General features: G+C 55.1%; 24 protein-coding genes and 3 pseudogenes. 16 read left to right on the top strand and 11 right to left on the bottom strand.

The genetic code is table 11. The features are described from left to right. Nucleotides 1–33: 33 nt before the first annotated feature. The 5 genes from sdhA to QDX22_RS06000 all read left to right on the top strand — a co-directional run bounded on the left by sdhA (nt 34) and on the right by QDX22_RS06000 (nt 7,084). The gene (gene sdhA, locus QDX22_RS05980) at nt 34–1,827 is read left to right on the top strand and encodes a succinate dehydrogenase flavoprotein subunit (protein WP_110099646.1); all 1,794 of its coding nucleotides are present in this window, start codon (nt 34–36) and stop codon (nt 1,825–1,827) included. After that, nucleotides 1,827–2,618 carry a succinate dehydrogenase iron-sulfur subunit gene (locus tag QDX22_RS05985; RefSeq protein ID WP_110099647.1) on the top strand — a complete coding sequence of 264 codons (792 nt, stop codon included), beginning with the start codon at nt 1,827–1,829 and terminating at the stop codon, nt 2,616–2,618. The genes sdhA and QDX22_RS05985 overlap by 1 nt, the downstream gene beginning before the upstream one ends. 321 nt (nt 2,619–2,939) lie before the next feature. After that, entirely contained in the window at nt 2,940–4,247 is a 1,308-nt protein-coding gene (locus QDX22_RS05990) for an ISL3 family transposase (protein WP_117328628.1), read from the top strand. A gap of 330 nt (nt 4,248–4,577) precedes the next feature. Then, nucleotides 4,578–5,660 (top strand): ABC transporter substrate-binding protein, encoded by a 1,083-nt coding sequence (locus QDX22_RS05995; RefSeq protein WP_166769883.1) that lies wholly within the window; start codon nt 4,578–4,580, stop codon nt 5,658–5,660. 263 nt (nt 5,661–5,923) lie between these two features. After that, on the top strand, nt 5,924–7,084 hold the full coding sequence (locus QDX22_RS06000) for an ABC transporter permease (RefSeq protein ID WP_279717627.1): 1,161 nt from the start codon (nt 5,924–5,926) through the stop codon (nt 7,082–7,084). Here the strand turns inward: QDX22_RS06000 and QDX22_RS06005 are convergent. Then, the gene (locus QDX22_RS06005) at nt 7,054–8,412 is read right to left on the bottom strand and encodes an IS256 family transposase (protein WP_425248464.1); all 1,359 of its coding nucleotides are present in this window, start codon (nt 8,410–8,412) and stop codon (nt 7,054–7,056) included. The genes QDX22_RS06000 and QDX22_RS06005 overlap by 31 nt on opposite strands. A 64-nt stretch (nt 8,413–8,476) precedes the next feature. On the opposite strand from QDX22_RS06005, the gene QDX22_RS06010 reads away from it, so the two are divergent. From QDX22_RS06010 to QDX22_RS06030, 5 genes are all read left to right on the top strand, one after another. Next, nucleotides 8,477–8,833, top strand: a complete 357-nt coding sequence (locus tag QDX22_RS06010; RefSeq protein ID WP_279718183.1) for an ABC transporter permease subunit — start codon at nt 8,477–8,479, stop codon at nt 8,831–8,833. Nucleotides 8,834–8,852: 19 nt separating this feature from the next. Continuing rightward, on the top strand, nt 8,853–9,968 hold the full coding sequence (locus QDX22_RS06015; RefSeq protein WP_279717629.1) for an ABC transporter ATP-binding protein: 1,116 nt from the start codon (nt 8,853–8,855) through the stop codon (nt 9,966–9,968). Further along, entirely contained in the window at nt 9,965–10,504 is a 540-nt protein-coding gene (locus tag QDX22_RS06020; protein WP_110099651.1) for a cob(I)yrinic acid a,c-diamide adenosyltransferase, read from the top strand. Before QDX22_RS06015 ends, QDX22_RS06020 begins: the two co-directional genes overlap by 4 nt. Before the next feature lie 38 nt (nt 10,505–10,542). Continuing rightward, nucleotides 10,543–10,941: an NUDIX hydrolase gene (locus tag QDX22_RS06025; RefSeq protein WP_158524647.1), complete on the top strand. Its 399-nt coding sequence runs from the start codon at nt 10,543–10,545 to the stop codon at nt 10,939–10,941. A gap of 469 nt (nt 10,942–11,410) precedes the next feature. Beyond that, nucleotides 11,411–11,962, top strand: a complete 552-nt coding sequence (locus QDX22_RS06030; RefSeq protein WP_110099653.1) for a hypothetical protein — start codon at nt 11,411–11,413, stop codon at nt 11,960–11,962. On the opposite strand, the gene QDX22_RS06035 is transcribed toward QDX22_RS06030, so the two are convergent. Both QDX22_RS06035 and QDX22_RS06040 read right to left on the bottom strand, forming a co-directional pair. After that, nucleotides 11,963–12,304, bottom strand: coding sequence for a hypothetical protein (locus QDX22_RS06035; protein ID WP_110101163.1), 342 nt, complete (start codon nt 12,302–12,304; stop codon nt 11,963–11,965). It abuts the gene before it with no gap. 170 nt (nt 12,305–12,474) lie between these two features. Further along, nucleotides 12,475–12,978 carry a hypothetical protein gene (locus QDX22_RS06040; protein ID WP_146206316.1) on the bottom strand — a complete coding sequence of 168 codons (504 nt, stop codon included), beginning with the start codon at nt 12,976–12,978 and terminating at the stop codon, nt 12,475–12,477. Nucleotides 12,979–12,980: 2 nt separating this feature from the next. On the opposite strand from QDX22_RS06040, the gene QDX22_RS06045 reads away from it, so the two are divergent. From QDX22_RS06045 to QDX22_RS06060, 4 genes and pseudogenes are all read left to right on the top strand, one after another. Next, nucleotides 12,981–13,205 (top strand): hypothetical protein, encoded by a 225-nt coding sequence (locus tag QDX22_RS06045; protein WP_110111064.1) that lies wholly within the window; start codon nt 12,981–12,983, stop codon nt 13,203–13,205. 430 nt (nt 13,206–13,635) lie between these two features. Then, nucleotides 13,636–13,953: pseudogene (locus QDX22_RS06050) on the top strand (transposase); the annotation flags it as partial. Between the two features lie 97 nt (nt 13,954–14,050). Further along, nucleotides 14,051–15,018 (top strand): annotated as a pseudogene (locus tag QDX22_RS06055) (IS481 family transposase). Further along, nucleotides 15,014–16,054: pseudogene (locus QDX22_RS06060) on the top strand (IS256 family transposase); the annotation flags it as partial. The pseudogenes QDX22_RS06055 and QDX22_RS06060, both read left to right, overlap by 5 nt. 530 nt (nt 16,055–16,584) lie before the next feature. Here the strand turns inward: QDX22_RS06060 and QDX22_RS06065 are convergent. From QDX22_RS06065 to QDX22_RS06100, 8 genes are all read right to left on the bottom strand, one after another. Continuing rightward, on the bottom strand, nt 16,585–16,977 hold the full coding sequence (locus QDX22_RS06065; RefSeq protein WP_279717630.1) for a hypothetical protein: 393 nt from the start codon (nt 16,975–16,977) through the stop codon (nt 16,585–16,587). Nucleotides 16,978–17,263: 286 nt separating this feature from the next. Then, nucleotides 17,264–17,656 (bottom strand): hypothetical protein, encoded by a 393-nt coding sequence (locus QDX22_RS06070; protein WP_279717631.1) that lies wholly within the window; start codon nt 17,654–17,656, stop codon nt 17,264–17,266. Between the two features lie 47 nt (nt 17,657–17,703). Then, nucleotides 17,704–18,498 (bottom strand): hypothetical protein, encoded by a 795-nt coding sequence (locus QDX22_RS06075; protein WP_279717632.1) that lies wholly within the window; start codon nt 18,496–18,498, stop codon nt 17,704–17,706. Further along, on the bottom strand, nt 18,495–19,010 hold the full coding sequence (locus tag QDX22_RS06080; protein ID WP_279717633.1) for a hypothetical protein: 516 nt from the start codon (nt 19,008–19,010) through the stop codon (nt 18,495–18,497). The genes QDX22_RS06075 and QDX22_RS06080 overlap by 4 nt, the downstream gene beginning before the upstream one ends. A 72-nt stretch (nt 19,011–19,082) precedes the next feature. Next, nucleotides 19,083–20,234, bottom strand: a complete 1,152-nt coding sequence (locus QDX22_RS06085) for a hypothetical protein (protein ID WP_279723909.1) — start codon at nt 20,232–20,234, stop codon at nt 19,083–19,085. A 119-nt stretch (nt 20,235–20,353) separates the two neighbouring features. Continuing rightward, nucleotides 20,354–20,692 (bottom strand): DUF6507 family protein, encoded by a 339-nt coding sequence (locus tag QDX22_RS06090; protein ID WP_110099378.1) that lies wholly within the window; start codon nt 20,690–20,692, stop codon nt 20,354–20,356. A 181-nt stretch (nt 20,693–20,873) separates the two neighbouring features. Then, the gene (locus tag QDX22_RS06095) at nt 20,874–21,182 is read right to left on the bottom strand and encodes a pore-forming ESAT-6 family protein (RefSeq protein ID WP_110099379.1); all 309 of its coding nucleotides are present in this window, start codon (nt 21,180–21,182) and stop codon (nt 20,874–20,876) included. Nucleotides 21,183–21,255: 73 nt separating this feature from the next. Continuing rightward, nucleotides 21,256–21,591, bottom strand: a complete 336-nt coding sequence (locus QDX22_RS06100) for a hypothetical protein (RefSeq protein WP_110099380.1) — start codon at nt 21,589–21,591, stop codon at nt 21,256–21,258. Between the two features lie 480 nt (nt 21,592–22,071). Between QDX22_RS06100 and QDX22_RS06105 the strand changes: the two genes are divergently transcribed. Both QDX22_RS06105 and QDX22_RS06110 read left to right on the top strand, forming a co-directional pair. Further along, nucleotides 22,072–22,353 (top strand): hypothetical protein, encoded by a 282-nt coding sequence (locus tag QDX22_RS06105; RefSeq protein WP_183145634.1) that lies wholly within the window; start codon nt 22,072–22,074, stop codon nt 22,351–22,353. After that, nucleotides 22,350–23,657 (top strand): EsaB/YukD family protein, encoded by a 1,308-nt coding sequence (locus tag QDX22_RS06110; RefSeq protein WP_166769887.1) that lies wholly within the window; start codon nt 22,350–22,352, stop codon nt 23,655–23,657. The genes QDX22_RS06105 and QDX22_RS06110 overlap by 4 nt, the downstream gene beginning before the upstream one ends. The last annotated feature ends 28 nt before the right edge of the window (nt 23,658–23,685 follow it).

A 23,685-nucleotide genomic window follows, 5' to 3' on the forward strand; every position in this document is an offset into this window, starting at 1 on the left:
CTCGATGACCTAACAGAAAGAAGATTCCACCAGATGCAGGTTCAGGTACATAAATACGATGTTGTCATCGTTGGTGCCGGTGGCGCGGGGATGCGTGCAGCTATTGAAGCCGGCCAACGCACCCGCACCGCCGTACTGACCAAGCTTTACCCCACCCGGTCTCACACCGGTGCTGCCCAGGGTGGTATGTGTGCGGCGCTAGCCAACGTTGAAGAAGATAACTGGGAGTGGCACACCTTCGACACCATTAAGGGTGGCGACTACCTCGTGGACCAGGACGCCGCGGAGATCATGGCTAAAGAAGCGATCGATGCGGTGCTCGACCTTGAGAAGATGGGGTTGCCCTTCAACCGCACCCCGGAAGGCAAAATCGACCAGCGACGCTTCGGCGGTCACACTCGCGAACACGGAAAGTCCCCGGTGCGACGGTCTTGCTACGCTGCAGACCGTACCGGTCACATGATTCTGCAGACGCTGTATCAGAACTGTGTGAAGCACAACGTGGAATTCTTCAACGAATACTATGTGCTGGACCTGTTGCTGGTTGATGAAGAAGCCACCCGCGAAGACGGCACGCCTTACACACAGAAGCGCGTGGCTGGCGTTGTTTCCTATGATCTGGCCTCCGGAGAGATCCACATTTTCCAGGCCAAGTCTGTTGTCTTCGCTACCGGTGGTGCCGGCAAGGTTTTCAAGACCACCTCCAACGCCCACACCCTGACGGGTGATGGTATGGCAATCGCCTACCGCCACGGCCTGCCACTGGAAGACATGGAATTCGTGCAGTTCCACCCCACCGGTCTGGCTGGCTTGGGTATTTTGCTCTCTGAAGCCGCCCGCGGTGAGGGCGGTATTCTTCGTAACTCTGAGGGCGAGCGTTTCATGGAGCGCTACGCACCGACCATTAAAGACCTCGCACCACGTGACATTGTGGCTCGTTCCATGGCCAACGAGGTGCGTGAGGGGCGCGGTTGTGGCCCGAATAAGGACTACGTCCTATTGGACCTTACCCACCTCGAGCCGGCCCACATTGACGCCAAGCTTCCTGACATTACCGAGTTCGCCCGCACGTACCTGGGCGTGGAGCCCTATTACGAACCGGTTCCGGTGTTCCCGACCTGTCACTACTTCATGGGCGGTATTCCAACCACCATTGATGCCCAAGTACTGCAGGACAACGACACCGTTGTTCCCGGCCTCTACGCTGCCGGAGAGGTTGCCTGCGTCTCCGTGCACGGCTCGAACCGTCTGGGCACCAACTCTTTGCTCGACATCAACGTCTTCGGTCGTCGCGCTGGCATTGACGCTGCTCGCTATGCCGAAGATGCTGAGTGGGTAGAACTTCCTGAGAACGGCGAATCCTTCGTGGTCGACGAGATCGAGAAATTGCGCTCGGCGACCGGCAACGAGAAGGTCGCTGACCTGCGTGCCCGCCTGCAGGAAGTCATGGACGCCGATGTGCAGGTGTTCCGCACCGAAGAATCGATCCGTCGCGCCCTGGACGAGATCGGCGACCTGCGTCAGCGGTACGAAAACGTTTCGGTCCAGGATAAGGGTCGTCGTTTCAACCTTGACCTGCTCGAAGGGCTGGAGCTGGGCTACTTGCTCGATATCGCTGAGGCAATGACCGTTGCCGCTTTGCACCGTCAAGAGTCCCGCGGTGGTCACTACCGCGAGGACTTCCCCGATCGTGATGACGAAAAGTGGATGAAGCACACCATGCTCTACCGCGACTCCGAATCGGAAACCGAAGGCATTAGAGGTATCCGCTTCGAGACCAAACCCGTCGTCCAAACCCGATACGAACCGATGGAGCGTAAGTACTGATGACTGCAACATATGCTGAACCGGCCGAGCCGGCATCACAGATTGACCTCGGCGATCAGGGTGGCGCCGGAGAACTGGAAACCCTGACCGTCACCGTTCAGGTACGTCGTTACCTCCCCGAGTTCCAGGAAGATGCCTACTGGGATACCTGGCAACTGGAAATGTACCCCACTGACCGTGTGCTGGATGCCCTGCACAAGATCAAGTGGGAACACGACGGTACTCTGTCCTTCCGTCGTTCCTGCGCTCACGGTGTGTGCGGTTCCGATGCGATGCGCATCAACGGACGCAACCGCTTGGCCTGCAAAACCCTGCTGAAGGATCTTGACCACACCAAGCCGATCACCGTCGAGCCGATCAAGGGTCTGCCGTGCGAGAAAGACCTGATCGTGGACATGGAGCCCTTCTTCCAGTCCTACCGCGAAATCATGCCGTTCCTGGTGTCCAACGACAATCAGGAGCCGACTCGGGAGCGGATCCAGTCCGCTGCTGAGCGCGAACGGTTCGATGACACCACCAAGTGCATTCTGTGCGCAGCATGCACCTCCTCGTGCCCAATTTTCTGGACCGATGGCCAGTACTTCGGTCCGGCGGCGATCGTGAACGCTCACCGCTTCATCTTCGACTCCCGTGACGATGCCGGCGACATGCGCCTGGAAATCCTCAACGATAAAGAGGGCGTATGGCGGTGCCGCACCACCTTCAACTGCACCGAGGCATGCCCCCGCGGTATTCAGGTGACCAAGGCTATCGCTGAAGTCAAGCAGGCTATCTTGGCCCGTAGCTTCTAACACTCCAGTAAACTTGGCCCTTGGCCCGGGGTGAGTACGCACGTCGCGCACTCGCCCCGGGCCAAGACTTTTTATCCCGCAACTTACATAGGTGACAACCTAATCGAACCTAGTTCCGACAGCTACATAAATCTACTGGTCGCCCGCATTCACCGCAGGGGAGACAGCGTCGTTTACACCAGACAAGTGCGTACTAAATTGGCTCTTCACAATCGAGGGTGTAGACGGGGGTCTCGGGGAAGTGGCGCGTCGATAGCTGGATAGAGGTCGAGGCCTTCCGATGATGGAAGTTCCTACACAAGCCATCTGAAAGACCTCGACGTGCCTAACGCTACCTTCGACGACTGTGACCTGACCAAGTTTTGCCGGCTGGACGAGCTCGGCCTTCAAGCTACCGGGCAACGGGTGGAGCCCGGGCGGGCGGTACTGGCCTGTCGGGTGGTGGAGCCAGATGAGTGGTGTCACCGCTGTGGTTCTCAGGGCACCGCGCGGGGCACGGTGATCCGCCGGCTGGCGCACGAGCCGCTGGGCTGGAGGCCCACGACTCTGCACGTCACGGTTCGGCGCTACCGGTGCGCCGACTGCGCCCACGTCTGGCGCCAGGACACCACCGCCGCGGCAGAGCCGAAGGCCAAGCTCTCCCGCCGTGCCCTGCGCTGGGCCCTGGAAGCTCTGGTCGTGCAGCACCTGACCATCGCCCGGGTCGCCGAGGCGTTGGGGGTGCGGTGGAACACCGCCAACGACGCCGTGCTGGCCGAGGGCAAGCGTCTGCTCATCGACGACCCGGCCCGGTTTGACGGGGTCACCGCGATCGGCGTGGATGAACACGTCTGGCGCCATACCCGGCGTGGCGACAAGTACGTCACCGTGATCATCGACCTCACACCACTGCGCGTCGGCACCGGTCCGGCGAGGTTGCTGGACATGGTCGAGGGCCGCTCCAAACAGGCCTTCAAGACCTGGCTGGCCGAGCGTCCGGCTTCCTGGCGGGATGGCGTGGAGGTGGTGGCGATGGACGGGTTCACCGGCTTCAAGACCGCAGCCACTGAGGAGATCCCCGAAGCCACCACGGTCATGGACCCCTTCCATGTGGTCCGCCTGGCCGGAGACGCGCTCGAGCGATGCCGCCGGCGAGTCCAGCAACAGGTGAACGGCCACCGGGGCCGCAAACAGGATCCGCTCTACAAGGCCCGCCGGACCCTGCTGACCGGGGCCGACCTGCTCACCGAGAAGCAGTATTCCAGGATCCAGGACCTCTTCGAGGCTGACGAGCATGTGGAGGTCGAGGCCACGTGGGCGTTCTACCAGCACATGGTCGCCGCCTACCGCCAGACAGACAGGGCCGAGGGCAGGGCGATGATGGAGCAGCTGATCGCCAAGCTGGGCCGGGCAGTGCCGACCAAGCTCATCGAGCTGGCCGGTCTGGGTAGGACGCTGAAGAAAAGGGCGGCAGACATCCTGGCCTACTTCGACCGCCCCGGAACCTCCAACGGACCCACCGAGGCCATCAACGGACGACTCGAACACCTGCGCGGATCCGCCCTGGGCTTCCGGAATCTCACCAACTACATCGCCAGGTCCTTGCTCGAGAGCGGAGGATTCAAGCCCCGTCTACACCCTCGATTGTGAAGAGCCACTAAATTCTCTTCCTTCAGGCTCATCTGCCCACACACCTCGCCTGCTTCTGCCATATCTACCGAAAAGTGTCCCTCCAGTAAATTTAGAGTATCTAATAGAAAACTCTTGATGGAATACACGTAAATATCACTCGGAAAATTTGACGGCAATTTACCTCGATTGTTCACCGTGTTGTTACACAATAAATACTCAGTGCAACACCTCCACTTAGCATGGACACGTACGAGGCTTAGTAAGCACTTTTTGATGTGACGCTTCGCCATCCGAGACAAGCTAATGAATAATAGGGACATCAATTGGACAGGAAGGCTTGTGGTCTTAATGAACAACGCAGGGAAGGTTTTTGTGGGCGGCTTGGCCATCACCGTAACGCTGTCACTCGCGGGATGTGGGCCTGCCTCAAATGATGCTGAGCAAGAAGCTGCTTCAGCTCCAGCCCTAGATGCCGAAGAATGTTCCACTGAAGAAGGCAGTCTTAGGGTGTATATGAACCCTTGGGGACCAACCCTGACGGATGAATTCACAGCGGATACAGGCATCGAAACGGATATTGCCGATTTAGGCGGCGGAGAGGTACTCGCGCGTATCTCAGCAGAGGCCAACAATCCTCAATGGGATGTAGTGCTCCTTGACGGCCACGGCAGTTTGGAATCGTTGCGTCAGCAAGGTTATTTCCTCGAAAACCCACCTGTAGGAAATCTGAATAATCTTGAAGAGGAGGCACAAGATTTACTTCCAGAAGATGGAGCGTGGATCCCGATTTCCGAGCACGCCGCTGGGGTGATCGCTTACAATACTGAAGAGTTTGAAGAAAGTGACGCCCCTGAAACTTGGGAAGACTTGACTAAACCTGAATACGCGCCAGTTGGCATCGCTGATCCGGCAGTCGCAGCACCGGCATACCCCATCGTTTCTTGGATTTTTCAAGAGCTCGGAACAGAAGAAGCCGAGGAATATTTCAGTACGATAAATCAGAATGGGCTAAACCTGTACGACAAGAATGGCCCAGTGGCGACCGCATTGGCAACGGGCGGGGTGAAAACCGCCATCCTCCAAGAGCAACACGCATACGAATTTATGGAGTCTGGGGAACCGATCGAAATCGTGTGGTCTGACGAAGGATCACCCGGAGTAGTCCGGGCAGCCGCGATTAGCGCTAACACTCCACGACCGTGCGCGGCTGCCGCACTCATCGATTGGATGCTGGATTCAGACAACATGACCTACTTGATGGAAGAGGGTGAAGACGATGGAATCATCACGCCGTATGTGAAGGGCGTAGACCAATCCAGCCTGCCCGACGCGCGACCCGAAGACCCAAATATCCAAAGCACCGATGCTGAATTCGCCGCTGAAAACGAAGCCGAGATAAAAGACTGGTTCGCCAATATGCAGCTTCAGTAAGAGATAGATCCCTCCTACCACAAAGGTCAGAACGTTCAACTTTGAAAACACTCGATAGTTCGCGGACTGCTGGTTGGATCCTGGTCTCGATTTGCTTTGTCTTGATCGGCCTACCACTCTTATTCGTAATAGCACAAGGCTTTGCCCCGGGATTGGGATTAACAAGGGACTGGCAGATCGAGCCACAACTTCTGCTAGAAATATTTGAACGACCGCTTTGGCAAGCGAGTTTATTCAATTCCTTGACGCTTGCCACAGGTTCCATGGTCATAGGCACCCTAATCGGTATGTCCCTCGCCTACATACGACACACGAAGGAATTCCGATTTGCCAGCTTGATAGATGCATGTGTCTGGATTCTGCTTGTCAGCCCATCCTTTATTATTGCCCAGGGCTGGGTGATGTTTGCTTCTCCAAGCGGAGTTGCCCTAAACACTTTTGGAATCGACGTATCGCAATTAGTTTTTAGCACGGGTGGGATAATTGCGGTCATGGCACTCACCAGTTTCCCGTTGTCTTACCTGGCGACTTCAGCTGCGCTAAACTGGAACACCTCATCTCTCTGGGAAGCTGCCGCTTCGCTCGGGGTATCCCCCTGGACCGTTTTCTGGACCCTTCGCCTCCCCTTGTTAGCCCCCGCAGTGATATCCGGAGCGTTGCTTGTCTTCGTAGAGACGCTGGGTGATTTTGGTCTTCCTGCTGCCATATCGTCTCAATACAATTTTCCGACTCTCCCCTATTCGATATACGCGTCCGTGCGCCAAAGTCCAGTAAACTTTGCACTTGGAGGCGTTTTATCCCTCTATTTAGTAATAATCGTTGCCATTGCGATATTCATATACTTAAGAATCTTGAGGAGCTCCTCCTTCAGTTTTCTCTCCGGGAGCTCGGTTCAAAATACAAAGAGACAAAGCAGGATCTCAGGACTATATAGCCTAATTTCGATAGTTGCTTTTATTGTAACGCTTGGGATACCAATCGGTTCATCCCTTCAGGTATCGCTGTCCGAGCGACTGGCAGACGGATTCACAATAAGCAATCTAACGCTTGCCCACTACGAGCAGGCATTAGAAATGGGGTCCAATTTGATGAACGGGATTCGAAATTCAGTAATTATCGCTGTCGTGGTTGCCCTCTTAACTACTCTTCTCGGCCTCATGATGGCGATTTCGATGACCTTCACGAATTTTGCGGGCAACAAGTTGTTAGATCTGGCCGGAACGGTAAGCTTAGCAGTCCCCGGCATCGTGTTGGCCGTGGGGTATATTTTCGTCTGGAATCAGCCAGCTCTAAATACAATTAATTTAGATTTATACGGAACTCCGGTGCTCCTCGTTTTCTCTGGGGTCGCGGCAGCAGAGGTTGTCAATTCTGTTGTGTACGGGGGTTGGGTTTACAGGTATGGGTTCATTCGGTCGGGGTAGGCTGCCGCGAGTTGGGCTAGTGCCTGTTTCCAGTTCGTGGTGACTTGTCCTTCGACGAGTCTGCCGGCGGCTTTGCGCTGGCTGGCGGGTTTGCCGCGTTCCTTGGCTCGTTGGCGTGCGTGTTTGTCCTCGATCGTGCAGATCGCTAGCCACAAGAGTTTCACCACCGCGTCGTCGGTGGGGAACTGAGTGCGGTTCTTCGTGACCTTGCGCAGCTGATAGTTCAATGACTCGATCGCATTCGTCGTATAGATCACCCGCCGCAGCGCTGGCGGGAACGCCAAAAACGGCACGAAACGCTCCCAGGCGTTTGTCCAGGTCGCGACCGCTGACGGGTATTTCTGACCGAGTTCAGAAGCTGCGAAATCCTCCAGGGCAGCCTTGGCAGTATCCTCGTTGCTTGCGGTGTAGATGGCCTTCAAAGCCTGTGAAACCGCCTTGCGATCGCCGTAGGTGACGAACCGGTTCGCTGCCCGGATCAGGTGCACCACGCACGTCTGGACAAGCGAGTCCGGCCAGGTCGCTTCGATAGCCTCTGGCAAGCCGGTCAGCCCGTCACAGCAGACGATGAGCACATCGCGGATCCCGCGGTTGGCAAGCTCGGCACAGACATGGGCCCAAAACGCGGCGCCTTCGGTGTCCTGGACCCAGATGCCCAGGACGTGCTTGATGCCGTCCATATCGACGCCGACAGCGATGTGTGCCGCTTTTGACCGCACATGCCCACCATCGCGGACCTTCACCCGAATCGCATCGAGGTAGATCACGGGGTAGAACTCTTCTAACGGCCGGTTCTGCCATTCCACAACGGCTTCCAGCACGGCGTCGGTGATATTGGCGATCGTCTCGTGAGACAGCTCCGTGCCGATCGTGACAGCCAGGTGATGCTGGATATCGCGGATCGTCATTCCACCGGCATACAAGCTGATGATCATCTCATCCAGCCCGCCCAGCCGGCGCGAGCCCTTAGGCACCAGACGCGGGGTGAACGACCCGTCACGATCCCTAGGCACCGTCAGCTCGATATCGCCGACCTCGCTGGCGACCGTCTTGGAATACGAGCCATTACGGGCATTGACCGGCCGGTCCGTGACGGCTTTAGCCTCCCGGTCACCAGGCCCGTAACCCAGATGCGAGGTCATCTCAGCCTGCAGGCCCCGTTCGAGTGCTTCCTTGATCAGTTCAGGAATCACTCCACCGTTGCCGGTCAGCTCGATCTCACCGGCGTCGATCCGAGCGAAAAGCTCGTCCAAGGCGCCACTGGCCTTCAACTGCGCAACAACATCAGCCCCACCAGGCTGATCAACACGATCATCTGTCATGGTCATCATCATGTCCTCTCATCGATAACTCTGTACACAAACAATCTGACACCCTCCGGCAGCACTACCTATAGCAGTCAGATTGCAGATGGGTGCGCTTGGTCAAGTATCAGAAAATTTAGTGACCGCTGCAAGTGTTACAGGTGTGGGTTTCTTTCGGAGAATTAGGTCAATCCTGCTACCTCTGGTAGGTCCTGCTGTGATTTCAGCATTTGCGGCAGTTCTTGCTGCAAGCGTTTTTGACCTCGCAGGCGCAACGATGCTTGCGCCGCCCTCCTTCGACACACTCCCGGTTGAGATTCTCGCCGAGTACGAAAAAGGTGACTACGGATACGCAACAGCAGGGGCGATGATCAGTATGGTCCTAATGATCATATTGGTCGCCTTTTCCCAAATAGTCGGCAAGAGACTCATGCGTCAGAAATAGAACATGGAAGGGGTCAGCGATGACGTCTAGCAGTGATTACCCTACTGAAGGTCTCCGTCTTGATGGTATAGGCGCTAAATATGGCACCGACGACTGGGCACTGCATAACATTTCCCTGAAAGTCGGAAAAGGCACAACGCTCGCAGTTCTCGGTCCATCAGGATGTGGAAAGTCCACTTTATTGAAAATTGTCGCGGGATCTTTGCGACCGGTGGCGGGAACCATATCAATGGCTGGCGAGACGATATCTTCGCCTGCCCGCCAAGTACCAACCGAACGGCGAGGGCTTGGCATGGTGTTCCAAGACTACGCTTTGTGGCCACACTTGAACGTCAGGCAAACTATCGGATATGGACTAAAATACGGTCGAAACAAAACAGACTCTCAACTCCGTACTCGAAGAGTTGCAGAGCTTATGGAAATGCTACAACTCTCAGGATTAGAGAACAGAAAACCAGGGGAGTTATCTGGAGGCCAACAACAACGTGTTTCTATAGCTCGCGCACTTGCAACACGGCCGAGTTTATTATTATTCGACGAACCTTTATCGAATCTCGATGCCTCCTTACGAGACGAAATGCGAGAGGAACTAAAGCAACTCTTCTCAGTAATCGACACGACGGTACTCTACGTTACACACGACATTACGGAAGCACTCAGCCTCGCGGACAAAATCCTTGTACTACACGAAGGCGAAAGGGTCCAACTTGCCAAACCAGAGGAGTTATTTACCGCCCCAGCCAGCGGCTGGGTAGCGAATATAACAGGCTTCACGACCCGTCTAGAACTTGACCGACTAGACATCTCTACATCCCCCATGTCCTCCTCCACCGCACTTCTAAACGATAAGGAAATAGTAGGGCGATGGTGCGGTCCAGGCGAGGACGGTGCTGGACGATCAGACGAACCGGTTGCATACATCCATCCTGATGCAGTCACTCTGTCTGAAAACTCAGATGGAATTGCCGGTACAGTTGTAAGTTGCAATTTTGAGGGTCGCCAATACCGTATTCGCGTACGCCTGCATGACCAACGTGATCTTATCGCTACAAGCACAAGCAACTTTGACGTTGGGCAATCAGTCAGCGCAAACATAGAAGCTAGTGGCGCAGTGTTTTTCGGAAATATGTCATGAACGAAAACCAACCAACAATTAATGCTAGTCTAAGGTCCGAATCGCCAGGCATAGTTATGCTTTTTTACGGCGAAGGATGGGGCAAAAGTACCGCAGCTTTCGGTTACGCCCTTAGGTCGGTAGGACAAGGGCAGGACACCATCGTCATCCAATTTATTAAGGGTGTCCCCTGGAATTTAGCAGAATCCTCTGGAGCAAAAATACTAGGCATTCGATGGCTGACATTTTCAAGAACGTTAACGTGGGGTGCAAAAGATCCTCGATCTCTAGCTCAAACAGCGCTGGTAACAGCCAAAGAAGAGATTGGACGTCCAGGAAAGAAACTTGTAGTGCTAGATGAAATCACAAATGCGGTATCCCACGGTTGGCTCTCGGAAAACGCAGTCACGGAAGCCATTGGTGTGAGGTCTTCCGAAACAAACATCATCATGACAGGACGATACGCAACCACAAAGATCATCGAGGCCGCAGATTCAGTAACGTTATTTGTAAAAGAAAAAGATGGTGGCGTGAAGGGAATATTAGATCTCACATAACCATGCTTTTCAGCCATCTTTAGAGAAGGATTGATCGATTGAATCATACCATTATCGCCGCAGGAGGGTTGGTTGCACGAGATATCAATGGTGAACTCCACTATCTTTTAGTACACCGGCCTAGATATTCCGACTGGTCTTTTCCTAAGGGAAAACAAGATCCTGGTGAAGATATTCTCCAAACTGCCCTAAGAGAAGTACATGAAGAAACGGCATGTGTTTGCATTCCTCGGCACGATTTAGGAACCAAGAAGTATCCAAATAAAGAAGTCCATTACTGGGTGATGTCCGTGGCCGAAGAAGGCACCTTTGTCGCCAACGACGAAATCGACCAAATTCAGTGGGTAACCGCACCTATAGCGTTTAAAACCTTAACTCACGTTCAGGACCGTGAACTACTCCAGCAGTATTTAGAAGAAATTGCTCACACCAAATAATGCACCAACGAGCCCCTGAGTGTTGTATTCCAGGCCACAGGATCTGAACCAACACTGTTAAGCGCTAGTGTTTATTGCACAGTGAGCATCGGCATACAGAATTGATTTCTACCCAAACGCGTCACGTACATATCAGTCGTCCCACTCTGCCACACATGGGCATTCGCATATTTAACGTTTCATCTAACCTCTTATCTTGAACCCTAGGTGGCACTGAATTGTTCCTCAAAGGTTATTCTGTAAGGTAGCCACTCACATGGTTGCGACCGAGGGCATTTTGAAGCAGTCAGCACGAGCAACCTAATTTAAATCAGTTCGATACACTGAACACTTCGTGATTCAAGATACACCCTATTTAGATCCATTACTTTTATTTGACAATTGTAAAATCAACTATAAGTATTACAAAAGAGTACAACTAGCATGCTCTGATCAGCGCGTTCGCCTGGTAGACGGAACCGGATGTGTGATGACGCATACCCCAAAAAGCCCACAGCAAGCATACGCTGAAGCACCCCCACAGACCTTAATTTCCTATGCGGACTACAACGATCTCACCTCTGTCGGCCTCAACGCCACTAGTATTGCTCTCACGCTTATTAACCCACATCAGCTCTCCTTCCTGAAGTCATGGGTGTACTGGGGCGCCACCTGTGCACTTGTGGGCTTGACCACGGCGCACGCAATCCAAACGGCCAACGACAATCTGGCCAAAGAATTTGCCCAGGACTATTACGACACCGCAGACTTCGACAGTCTGCGTAGGCATCACCCAAAAGCGCCCCGGGCCGTTGTCCCAGCATGGGTGGCCGGAGCGTTGGCATCGACGATTACCTTGGTGGCACGCCGACCGCTCCTGAGCCTGGATCGGAAGGTCAGCTACGGCCTCTTCCGGTTGGGTCTGTCTAAACCCCGCCGAGTCATGGCAGGGATGGCCGCAATGGCCACAGCAACCGAGCTGGTGAGGAGCTTGGCTTCAAAACGGGCACGCGCCCAGGCACGGACGCCACAGGAGGACTAACTAGATCTCTGGGCCAATGGGCACCGATTGAACCTCACGGAGGTCTTTGGCTACAACGTATGCGGGTTTGCCGTCAAAAACATCGGCCCGGATCTCCGAGTTTTCCCAGTTCTCCTCCAGCCTGGCGAAATCTTGAGAATCCAACGCTGCACCAACAAGCCAGGTTACCTGCGATCGATCGGCGTCAACCCATACATGTAATGGCTCGAAACCAAATTCACGGCGAGCTGGGAAGACCTCGTGAATCAAAAATTGGATGAACTCTTCGGCGAGTTCAGGCACCAAGGTGTAACGTCGCATCCATGTCGTGTAGGGGTGCTTGTCTGGCAGGAAGTCGCTCACAGTAGGGCCTTTCACGCGAAAAACTCTGCGACCACTATTCTACTGACTCACGGCTTCTGCCGGCAGGTGCCAACAAACGTCAAGTTCCAGGTTAAAACGGTGGGCCATCAAGCCAAATATCGCTTCATGGCCCACACGTCAGCTCCAAGAACCCGAGGAGCTGGTATTGATTAGAACTTTGGCAAAGACTGGACACGGTACCAGTCCGCGACGTCTTTGCGGAACACGAGCACGAGGAAGTACACCGCAATCGCCGTACCTAACAGACCTGCAAGCAGGTCGATAATCATCCCGGCCGTGTCGACGCGGCCAAAGCTTGTCAACAGCGTCCCCAGGTAGGACAGACCTCCCAAAATCGCGAAGATAATACCGAGGATTCTGGCCCAGTTCTTATTGGCGCGCATGCCGAAATACACAAGAGCATACAAACCGAGGCTGATGAGCAACACGAAAGCCGCTACTCCGTAGGCCAATGCGGAAACGGCACCCGTTGCACCGTCAATGACCTCTCGCTCTGTTACACCAGTACCGGTGGTGTCAATTTCAACAAAACTGCTAGTCACGATTCCGCGCACGTCCAGGATGACCATCTGCAAAATGGCATGCACCACCATCACCGCGGCCGAGGCCAACACTAATAGTTTGGCGATCTTGGATGCCTGAGGTTCTTCCATCTTTGTCACTGCACCCGGAAAACCACCGGGTGCACTTCCAGAAGCACCAAAACGTTGACCGGCAGGGCCTGCCTGCGGGAAACCTGGCTGTTGCGGTTGCTGATATGGTCCCGGTTGTTGAGGCTGTTGCCACTGTCCTGAGCCAGAAGGTTGGCCCTGACCTGGATTTGGTTGGGGACCCTGCTGATCGGAACCCTGCGGGCCAGGATTATTTTGCCACGACATGATGCGTTCTACCTTCCAAATACATTGTGAAACTCTGGTCTTACCATAGTTTATTCGTTTCGTCGCGCTTGGAAAAGACCTTTTCTCGCTGTGTCATTAGCGGATTACCCTTCACCTAAGAGAGGATCCTGGCTTTGACATGCGGCAAAATCATTCAATGATACGTTCCTGAACAGTCCACCATCTCGCCCCGCTCACGCATAGCATGGAGCGCGCCTGTGGTGCTGTGTTTCTTCCTCTGCGATCTCTTCGATCGCGTTGGGAGAAAGACAGTGTTAGTCAAAGGCAGGTCACCGAGAACTTCTCCGCTTGGTGACCCGCCATAGGAGTTCGAGGATTTCGAACAACGTTTTATGTTGAGAACTGTGGCAAAGACGAGGGTGTCAGATTGTTTGTGTACAGAGTCATCGATGAGAGGACATGATGATGACCATGACAGATGATCGTGTTGATCAGCCTGGTGGGGCTGATGTTGTTGCGCAGTTGAAGGCCAGTGGCGCCTTGGACGAGCTTTTCGCTCGGATCGACGCCGGTGAGATCGAGCTGACCGGCAACGGTGGAGTGATTCCTGAACTGATCAAGGAAGCACTCGAACGGGGCCTGCAGGCTGAGATGACCTCGCATCTGGGTTACGGGCCTGGTGACCGGGAGGCTAAAGCCGTCACGGACCGGCCGGTCAATGCCCGTAATGGCTCGTATTCCAAGACGGTCGCCAGCGAGGTCGGCGATATCGAGCTGACGGTGCCTAGGTGTAGTTCCCCGGGAGGTTGTGAACACTCGCGGTAGGAAGAAGACCTCCGGTACAGATGGGGTTAGCACAACCTGCGTCTGAAAACCGGAGGTCTTCATGTTCCACCCTAATGCACCGTTGACTCCTGAAGGCCGTCGTCGCCTTGCTGTGTTGATTGTTGAGGACGGCTGGACGATTCGTCGAGCGGCCGAACGCTTGCAAGTCTCACCGGCCACGGCCTCGAAGTGGGCCGCTCGCTATCGGGCCGGGGAGCCGCTGACGGATCGATCGTCGCGGCCGCATCGGTCACCCCATCGGTTGTCTGTTCGCAAGGAGCGGCGCATCATTGCGTTGCGGTTCACCCGCCGGGGGGCCCGCATCGGATCAGTTATCACCTGGGTATCGCCCGCTCCACGGTGGGTCGGGTGCTGGCCCGATACCGGATGCCCCGGTTAGCGCACGTGGATCAGGCCACCGGGCTGCCGGTGCGCACACCAGCCCCCATCCGTTATGAAAAATCGGCTCCCGGGCAGCTCGTGCACGTGGATATCAAGAAACTGGGCCGAATCCCTGACGGCGGTGGCCATCGGAAACTCGGGGTCGCAGGCCGCAAAAACAACGGGTACGGCAACACGGGCCGCGGCTATGCGTTCTTACACCACGCCGTGGATGATCACTCGCGGCTGGCCTATTCTGAGATCCTGTCCGATGAGCGCAAAGAGACCGCCGCAGGGTTCTGGCAACGCGCCCAAGCATTCTTCGCCGATGCTGGGATCACCGTGCAGGCCGTGATGACTGATCATGGCGCCTGTCACCGCTCACGCCTGTTCAAGGCCAACCTTGGGGACACCGTCAAGCATCGCTTCACCAAACCCTACCGACCCCAAACCAATGGCAAAGTCGAACGCTTCAACCGCACCCTGGCCCAGGAATGGGCCTATGCCCAAACCTATTACAGTGATCAAGCCCACGCCGCAACCTACCCCGACTGGTTGCACTACTACAATCATCACCGACCCCACACCGGCATCGGCGGTCTCACCCCAGCTGAACGCGTTCACAACCTCGCGGGGAATTACACCTAGGGATCGTGACGGGTCGTTCACCCCGCGTCTGGTGCCTAAGGGCTCGCGCCGGCTGGGCGGGCTGGATGAGATGATCATCAGCTTGTATGCCGGTGGAATGACGATCCGCGATATCCAGCATCACCTGGCTGTCACGATCGGCACGGAGCTGTCTCACGAGACGATCGCCAATATCACCGACGCCGTGCTGGAAGCCGTTGTGGAATGGCAGAACCGGCCGTTAGAAGAGTTCTACCCCGTGATCTACCTCGATGCGATTCGGGTGAAGGTCCGCGATGGTGGGCATGTGCGGTCAAAAGCGGCACACATCGCTGTCGGCGTCGATATGGACGGCATCAAGCACGTCCTGGGCATCTGGGTCCAGGACACCGAAGGCGCCGCGTTTTGGGCCCATGTCTGTGCCGAGCTTGCCAACCGCGGGATCCGCGATGTGCTCATCGTCTGCTGTGACGGGCTGACCGGCTTGCCAGAGGCTATCGAAGCGACCTGGCCGGACTCGCTTGTCCAGACGTGCGTGGTGCACCTGATCCGGGCAGCGAACCGGTTCGTCACCTACGGCGATCGCAAGGCGGTTTCACAGGCTTTGAAGGCCATCTACACCGCAAGCAACGAGGATACTGCCAAGGCTGCCCTGGAGGATTTCGCAGCTTCTGAACTCGGTCAGAAATACCCGTCAGCGGTCGCGACCTGGACAAACGCCTGGGAGCGTTTCGTGCCGTTTTTGGCGTTCCCGCCAGCGCTGCGGCGGGTGATCTATACGACGAATGCGATCGAGTCATTGAACTATCAGCTGCGCAAGGTCACGAAGAACCGCACTCAGTTCCCCACCGACGACGCGGTGGTGAAACTCTTGTGGCTAGCGATCTGCACGATCGAGGACAAACACGCACGCCAACGAGCCAAGGAACGCGGCAAACCCGCCAGCCAGCGCAAAGCCGCCGGCAGACTCGTCGAAGGACAAGTCACCACGAACTGGAAACAGGCACTAGCCCAACTCGCGGCAGCCTACCCCGACCGAATGAACCCATACCTGTAAACCCAACCCCCGTACACAACAGAATTGACAACCTCCGACAGCTCGCCGATCAGTTCGGCGATTTCCGGGTTTTCCATCAGCTTCGCGCTGATCTCATTGACCCTGCTCGGGTCATAGCCTTTCTTCGGTGACACAGTAGTCATTATCAGTGAAACTCCTTCTGGATCAGAGCCTCACACACAAAACTCCTGACACCCACGGAAGTGGCACTCCCACAGCACCAATCAAACCGATCACAGCCATGACCAAGGAGCCAATAGTCAGAGCCGTACCGACAAAGTCCGTGACTAAACCGCCCCAATATCCCGAGATTTCGTGCAACATCAATACGGCAATAGCCATGAAACGGGGAACAGTACGGGATGACCCCACAGGTTAGGAATTTCACGGTGGTCCCTATACCAATCGGTGTTCTCTTGCAACCGCACAAAGAACATGAAATAGATAAACACCGCGGTCGAAACAACGAACAGCCCGATCCAGAGCAAAATCTCCATGAGAAACGACCTTCCTTCCCAGCACTGCCTAGGCTATCCGCCTTCTTTTCGCCTCCGACGACGCGCCTTCCTTTCAGCACGATCTTTCTTACGTCGCTCAACCACCCAGCGGGGAACGAAAGGCCACGGTAAGGGGATACCGAGCACCCCCAATAGCCCAATCGGAATCATGAGGATGGCAATTATTGCGACAACCCGCAACAGATTGAAGACGACAACACCGCCCCAATACCCCGACTGTTCGTACAGCCCAAACAATGCACCGCAAATCATCGCCGGAGTCCAGTAGGGCATAATCCAAAGATTCCCCGGCTCGCGCCAATCGTCATACCATTCCGCGTTCTCTTGAAACCGAACATGGAACATATAGAAAATGAATACCGCCGTGGTAACGACGAGGATACCTATCCAGAGAAGAATCTCCACCAGCTCACGCCCCTTTTATGACACCGTCACTGGACCAATCCGCAGGCCTACCACGTAGAAATCATTCGCTGTCTCGGCAGCTGATAAGAAGCCATCATGAACAACATCCAGGCGTCGACCGGCTCCAAATAGTGCGCTTTTCCAAAAAATCTCCCAGGTTGCAAAAAGAAGGACAGATAACCGTGTGGAGTCGACATCCAAGCAGTCGCAATCGGCGTTGGTCCCTGCTCAGTAGGCGATTCAGAGACAACAACAACCTGCTGATAGAAACCTCGACGAATCTAGGCTATTCGCCTTCTTTTCGCCTCCGACGACGCGCCTTCCTTTCAGCACGATCTTTCTTACGTCGCTCAACCACCCAGCGGGGAACGAAAGGCCACGGTAAGGGGATACCGAGCACCCCCAATAGCCCAATCGGAATCATGAGGATGGCAATTATTGCGACAACCCGCAACACATTGAAGACGACAACACCGCCCCAATACCCCGACAGTTCGTACAGCTGACCCAATGCAGTGACAATCATCGCCGGAGTCCAGTAGGGCATAATCCAAAGATTCCCCGGCTCGCGCCAATCGTCATACCATTCCGCGTTCTCTTGAAACCGAACATGGAACATATAGAAAATGAATACCGCCGTGGTAACGACGAGGATACCTATCCAGAGAAGAATCTCCACCAGCTCACGCCCCTTTTATGACACCGTCACTGGACCAATCCGCAGGCCTACCACGTAGAAATCATTCGCTGTCTCGGCAGCTGATAAGAAGCCATCATGAACAACATCCAGGCGTCGACCGGCTCCAAATAGTGCGCTTTTCCAAAAAATTTCCCAGGTTGCAAAAAGAAGGACAGATAACCGTGTGGAGTCGACATCCAAGCAGTCGCAATCGGCGTTGGTCCCTGCTCAGTAGGCGATTCAGAGACAACAACAACCTGCTGATAGAAACCTCGACGAATATCGTCAGCCATGTCAGGTGATACTTGGGCGACCAGCTCTGAGGCTTGTCGTTGGGCTAGTTGTTGGGCTAGTTGCTGTTGTCGTCCAGCATCTGGACCGACTACCAGACTTTCCCATGTCTTGGCTGGGATCTTGACAGCATCTACCGACACGAAGTTCGTATCGGCAATAGCCACCAGTCCCATCAAATCAATCAACACGGTATACCGGCTTGAGAGTGGATGAGATCGCAATAAGAAGGTAGGAGCATCAGACCCTGGCTGAACCTGGATGGTTTCAGCAGTCACGCACGCGTCTCTCCCCAGCCACAAAAACCTATTGTCTTCAATTCCGACACCATTTGTGGAAGAAATTGTGACGTTGTAGCGCTGTGTCTGAAGCGTATTCCAGATCTCTTCCGTGCCCTGAGCGACGTGCTGGCTACTAAAGACAACCCGCTCGTTCACATCGAAAATTTCAGATCCATCGTGAGGCACTCCCTGATCCAGCAGGGTCATGAAAGTCTCAGCGCTGAGTTCTACACCGGAGCCTTCCCGGCCGGTGTTTCGTTGCTCAATCATGATGCCAACTCCTTCCACAACAGTCCATGCCCCATGTCTAAAACCAGTTGAGCGCGCTCTCCGAGCATCTCTGTCGGGTAGGTGATGGTGAGGTCAACTTGGACGTTATTTTGTACTACCACCCACTGAAACATCGTCAGAGGAAGGTCATCGGGGTTTTTATAGGACGCTACACGAAGCAACCCGGGAAGACCTTGCACTCCAATGGTGTCTGCATCCAGATGCAGTAGCCGATAATCCGCTAAGGCTTCGGGATATGAAGCTTCAACAGGTTCTTGGGCGCGTGCTAAACCTTCCAACGATTCGGTGCCAGGTTCAGCTGCTCGCTGGATGACAACGATATTGGGACGAAACTGCTGGTTCCAGATCTCATCGGAAAGGTAGATGAAGACCCCACGGTCAGCTCCGGAGAGGTCCTCTTCCCACCCGCGAGGTGCAAAAACCTCAAAGACCATCTCCGGATGGGTATAGGTTGTGTTGTCCGTTGACCCTGCCTTGCCTGAGTTAGGCATTCCATCTCCTTACAACTTATCGCTACTCCCGAGCTCCCTGAATAGCGCCGGAACTTGAACGCCTCAACAACGTCAGTTAAATAATCCGCTGACGAGGTCTTTGGCCTTGTCGCCGATCCAGCCACCAGCCTTAGATCCTGCAATACCGCCGACAATACCGCCTGCGACACCGCCAACCACAGTGCCAACGGGGCCTGCGAAAGAACCAACGGCGGCGCCAATTGACGCACCGGCCTTGCCACCGGCCCATCCACCAGCGGCAGTAGTAACACCAGAGGCAACTGCCCGTGTGCCTTTTTCACCGGTACCCATATTGGGATGTGTACTGGAGTCGGTCTGCCAAGACTCCACGATAGAAGTTCCAAAGGACAAGACGTTCCCGGTACGGGAGGCAATCTTGGACCCCTTCGCGACTCTGTCCCACGTGCCACCTTTGCCACCATGACCCGCATTGGGGATTCGCGAGTTCTTACCATCAAGCTTGAGGGTACTCCGTGCAATCACCGTCTGAAGGGCTTCAAAGGGGCCCTTCGGGTGTGCCATCGGATTCATTGGCGAGTTCTTGGCAAGGAACTGACCGTTGTTCGTGACAGCGCTAGCGTCCCATTTGGACAGGATCCTGGCCAGACCTTCGCCAAACTTCCCCCTCCCTGCAAGGTTCTGCAAGAGCTGAGGGGCCCAACCTTGCCGCAGTTGAACACGACCGTTCCTGACGAAATACGCCATACTGCCGTACTTGACGGAATCAGCACCCAGTCGACCAACCTGAAATAATGTGCCCAAGGCTCCCTCGACATTATTGTTGCGGAAAATGGCATTCAACAACGTTTCACCAATGCCATCACCAGCGCCTTGAGCAGCCGACCGGATCGAGGTGGCACACTCTGAATCTGCTTTTTCTACGCCTACCCTAAGGTGAAAACACTTCCTATGCAGTTCGGCTTCCCACCGCTTGAAATACTCCAGGACTGCAGGATCGCTAAGATCAGCCGCCACGTTCGCCGCCTGGTAAGCGGCAATTTCCCCTAAAAGGGCTTCTCTACGTTGTTTCAACACCGCCAGTTCAGAAGAGTATTGGTCCAACTCAGTGCCAACTTTATCCGCGGCAGACATCAATTCTGTCGCCATCTCTTCAGGTGTCCTCATTGCGCGATACACTTGGCTTGCTTCAGGCGCACGATATTGGCCACGAATCGGTTGCCAAGCGCTGGAAGCATCTTTCATCTTCTGGTCGATCTTCTCCCCAGCAGTCCTAATCTCCTGGGCACCAGAGCTCACGACCGACGGACTGTCCACCTCCGGGACATCAAAAGCCATCTCAATTCCTCTCTGGTCAATCCCTCTTACCGAACACCTGGCATATCAGTAACGTTGACCTGTTGCAGTGCCCCATCAGCAGCCACGCACATAGCTTGATCACCGTTGCCATACTCATTGACGGCTTCCGTGGTGGCGGAAATATTGTTTTGGAGCATTGAGACCAATGCTTCTCCAGCGGACTGGAACGCCTGGCTGACGTCGCCGTTCAATGCGCCCGAGGTCTGCGGACTGTAGGAAAGCTGGCCTCCCAAGGACGATGCCTGAGATTCCAGCGAATCGTTAGCGGACTCGATTTCAGGTATTTTGCTACTCGTTTGCGAAATGGTGGACCGGGCTGCTTCGGGGTGAATTTCGTAGAACATCTTAGATCTCGCGACTTTCTGGGGCTTTGAAATACAAGAAGTAGTAGTCAGTCATCCTCGCCAAAACTCACAGCACAGTTGTAGAGGCGACGGGGTACAAAAGAACCCTTGTCTCGCAAACGGGCGGACGCCATCGCCGAAGGAAATGCGCCCGCCCATAAGCAAGGAACGTCGGTAACGACTACCCGATGTTGGACACGGCCTGACGAGTCCGCGACTGGGTCGTGGTGGCGGTCTGATCGTTGGTGGACAGGGTCTCACGAACCAGAGCGATAATGGCTTTGACCTCGTTGGAGGCATTGCGCCACCGGGTCTCCACATGCTGGTACTCGGCGTCAACGCCATCCATCTGGAAATCAGACATAGCCTGAGCGACCTGTTGGTCTCGCTGGCTCATCAGGTTTTCCAAACGGCCGACAATGCCGTGGATATCGGACTGAACGTTTGCGGAGACGTCGGTGTCGTAGGAAATACGATCCATAGTTGCCATGATGAATTACTCCTGTGAAGTAGAAAAGTCTGGGTTATCTCTCAGCAGTGACCTGACAGGCACCGGGAGGAGGTTAGCGGCTGGAGGAGAACCGGGCGCCTTCGAAGTTGGCCTTGCTCTGGCTCTGGCTGGCGTTGTCTGCGGTCTCCTGGTCACCGGTCACGGTGGCAGTATCCATCTCGGACTGCCCCTGGACGATGCGGGCCAACGAGGAGTTCAGGTCATCAGCTACCTCATCGGTGCGAGCCTTGAACTCGTCAAACCGAGCGCGACCTTGACCGTTGAACTTACCTTCCAGCGGAGTCACGGCATCAACAAGCTGACGGACCAGTCCGCCCAGATCATCATTGGAACCGGAGGTCTGCTGGTTCAAGGTGGACAGGGTGCTTGAGCCCATATCGAATTTCACGATAACTCTCCTTTGATCTTCTCTACGACGCAATACATCGAAAGTCTAAAAATTTAATGATTCACGGACTGTCTTCACATTGTCGACCGAACTTTCCGGGTACAGATGCAACTATTGCAGATACGCCCCGCCAGAATCCACCGTTCATCCCTGATAATTTCCTGAGTATTCCGAAGTCAGCGACGGATCGAGACGCTGCTTCCGCATGAGCATGGGGACGTAGCGAGATTGTCGTGATTCTGAATAACTTTGCACTGACCTGGGAGAGTAACGACCACCCAAACGCAGGTTACTCAGATTTAACCCGTTATTCATCGGAGAGAAACACTTATCCACTCCGAGGGGATTTATTTTCGTTTGCAGATTTGAAATACCTGGCACGGCTTGGGGTTATATTGATTTTTCCGACTAAACCGTCAAAAATGAAGTGTGCCCACCTGGGACAACTTTGCCCCCATGACAGAAGTACAGGACTAGTTGATGCTCGATCATGACGAACAACTCCTAGAGTCTCTCTCGGTTCGTCGCCAGCGACTAACGATGGCTTTTCTTTTTGGCCGCGAACGCCGCAATAGAAAGTACAACGACGGAATCAAACACGCCATTATTAGCCTCGTGGTGGCCGCTCTGATTTGCGCAGGATGCGTGGGATATTCCTTCATCATGCATCTGTTTCAACAACAAGAGCGGCAACGACTGAATCCTCACGGTGCGGTAGTGGTGATGATGATCGATCAGGATGGAATGCACGTCGAGTCATGAGCAAATACTTACGCCTTACTGTCTTATCTGACCAGCGCAATGTCGAGCTGATGCTTCCGGAGTCCGTTCCAGTCGGTGAGCTGATGCCCGAAGTTCTCAAGCTGACCCACCCACAATCTCCGCCGAACCCCCGCGAACTGACCTTGACTCCGGTTGGTGGTCGCTCCTTATCGACCTCTCAGACCCTGAGTGACGCCTCGATTATTGATGGCGCACAAATTCGGCTGGATCGTCGAGATCACGCCATTCATGCCCCCATCGTCTACGACCTGGCCGATACCACCGGGCAACTCACCTCCGATTCCGCCGCCACGTGGACCATTCGCCGAGGCCGGCTGACCACGATTGCTCTGCTCACGATGCTGCTCACCGTGCTCGTGACCGGCCTACAAGGTCAGCTTGAGCCCGATCTGGCCCGCAATATCGGACTAGGTATCTCCGCCGGCCTCCTCGCTCTGATGGCCGGCCTGGGGCAGGAACTGGTCAAGTGCGACCTGGAACTGGTCATCCCCTCAGCACTGATCTTCGCGCTCACCCAGTGGAACTACCGCGACGGGATCACCTCGGCGTGGTTTGAATCCTGCCTATGGTTCGGACTGCTAGTGCTCTGTCTAGCCGTTACGCATCGAGCGATGCACACCATCGTGATCGCGGTGACCTCCATGGTGTTCTTCGGACTACTGTGGTGGGCTGGAATCACCTGGATCGATGATCTGGGCTACCGGGGCATGTCTTTGGCCACCGCAACCGTGATTATCATCGGGATCTTGCCACGCTTCGCCTTGATCCTCTCCGGGCTCACCAGCATCGACGATCACCTAGCCGCCGGTGAGCGACCCCAGCGAGTCCGCATCTCCCGGGCGGTCAGCCAGGCCCACGAAGGTCTCTCCACCGCGGTACTGGTATGCTGCCTGTCCTTTGTGACTGGGCTGTATCTCCTCCGTGAGCTACGGGATAATGGCTGGGCCATCGGATTGGGTCTGGTGCTCTTGGCACTGATCGGACTGCGAGCGCGCACCATGCCGCAGGTGATTGAACGTACCGCCATGATCGCGACCCTCTTACTGGGCTTGGTCTACTACGCCTGGCTGTTCCGTAACGACGTGCCCGGCTGGCTGACCATGGTGCTGTTGATCGCCACCATCGTGATCGTTGTGGCCGTGCGGCTGCTTCAGTTGCCACCGCATATCGCCGCCTGGCTGCGGATTGCCGCCCGCCGGGCAGAGATGCTGTTGGCCATCACGATCTTCCCGCTGTTGATCGGAACCTTCGGTATTTACGGCCAACTGGTCAATGTGTTCTAGCCGGTCATTGACTCCCGCCGGTGACCAC

The organism is Auritidibacter ignavus (genome assembly GCF_029853775.1).
In the GTDB taxonomy this organism is placed as follows: Bacteria; Actinomycetota; Actinomycetes; order Actinomycetales; family Micrococcaceae; genus Auritidibacter; species Auritidibacter ignavus.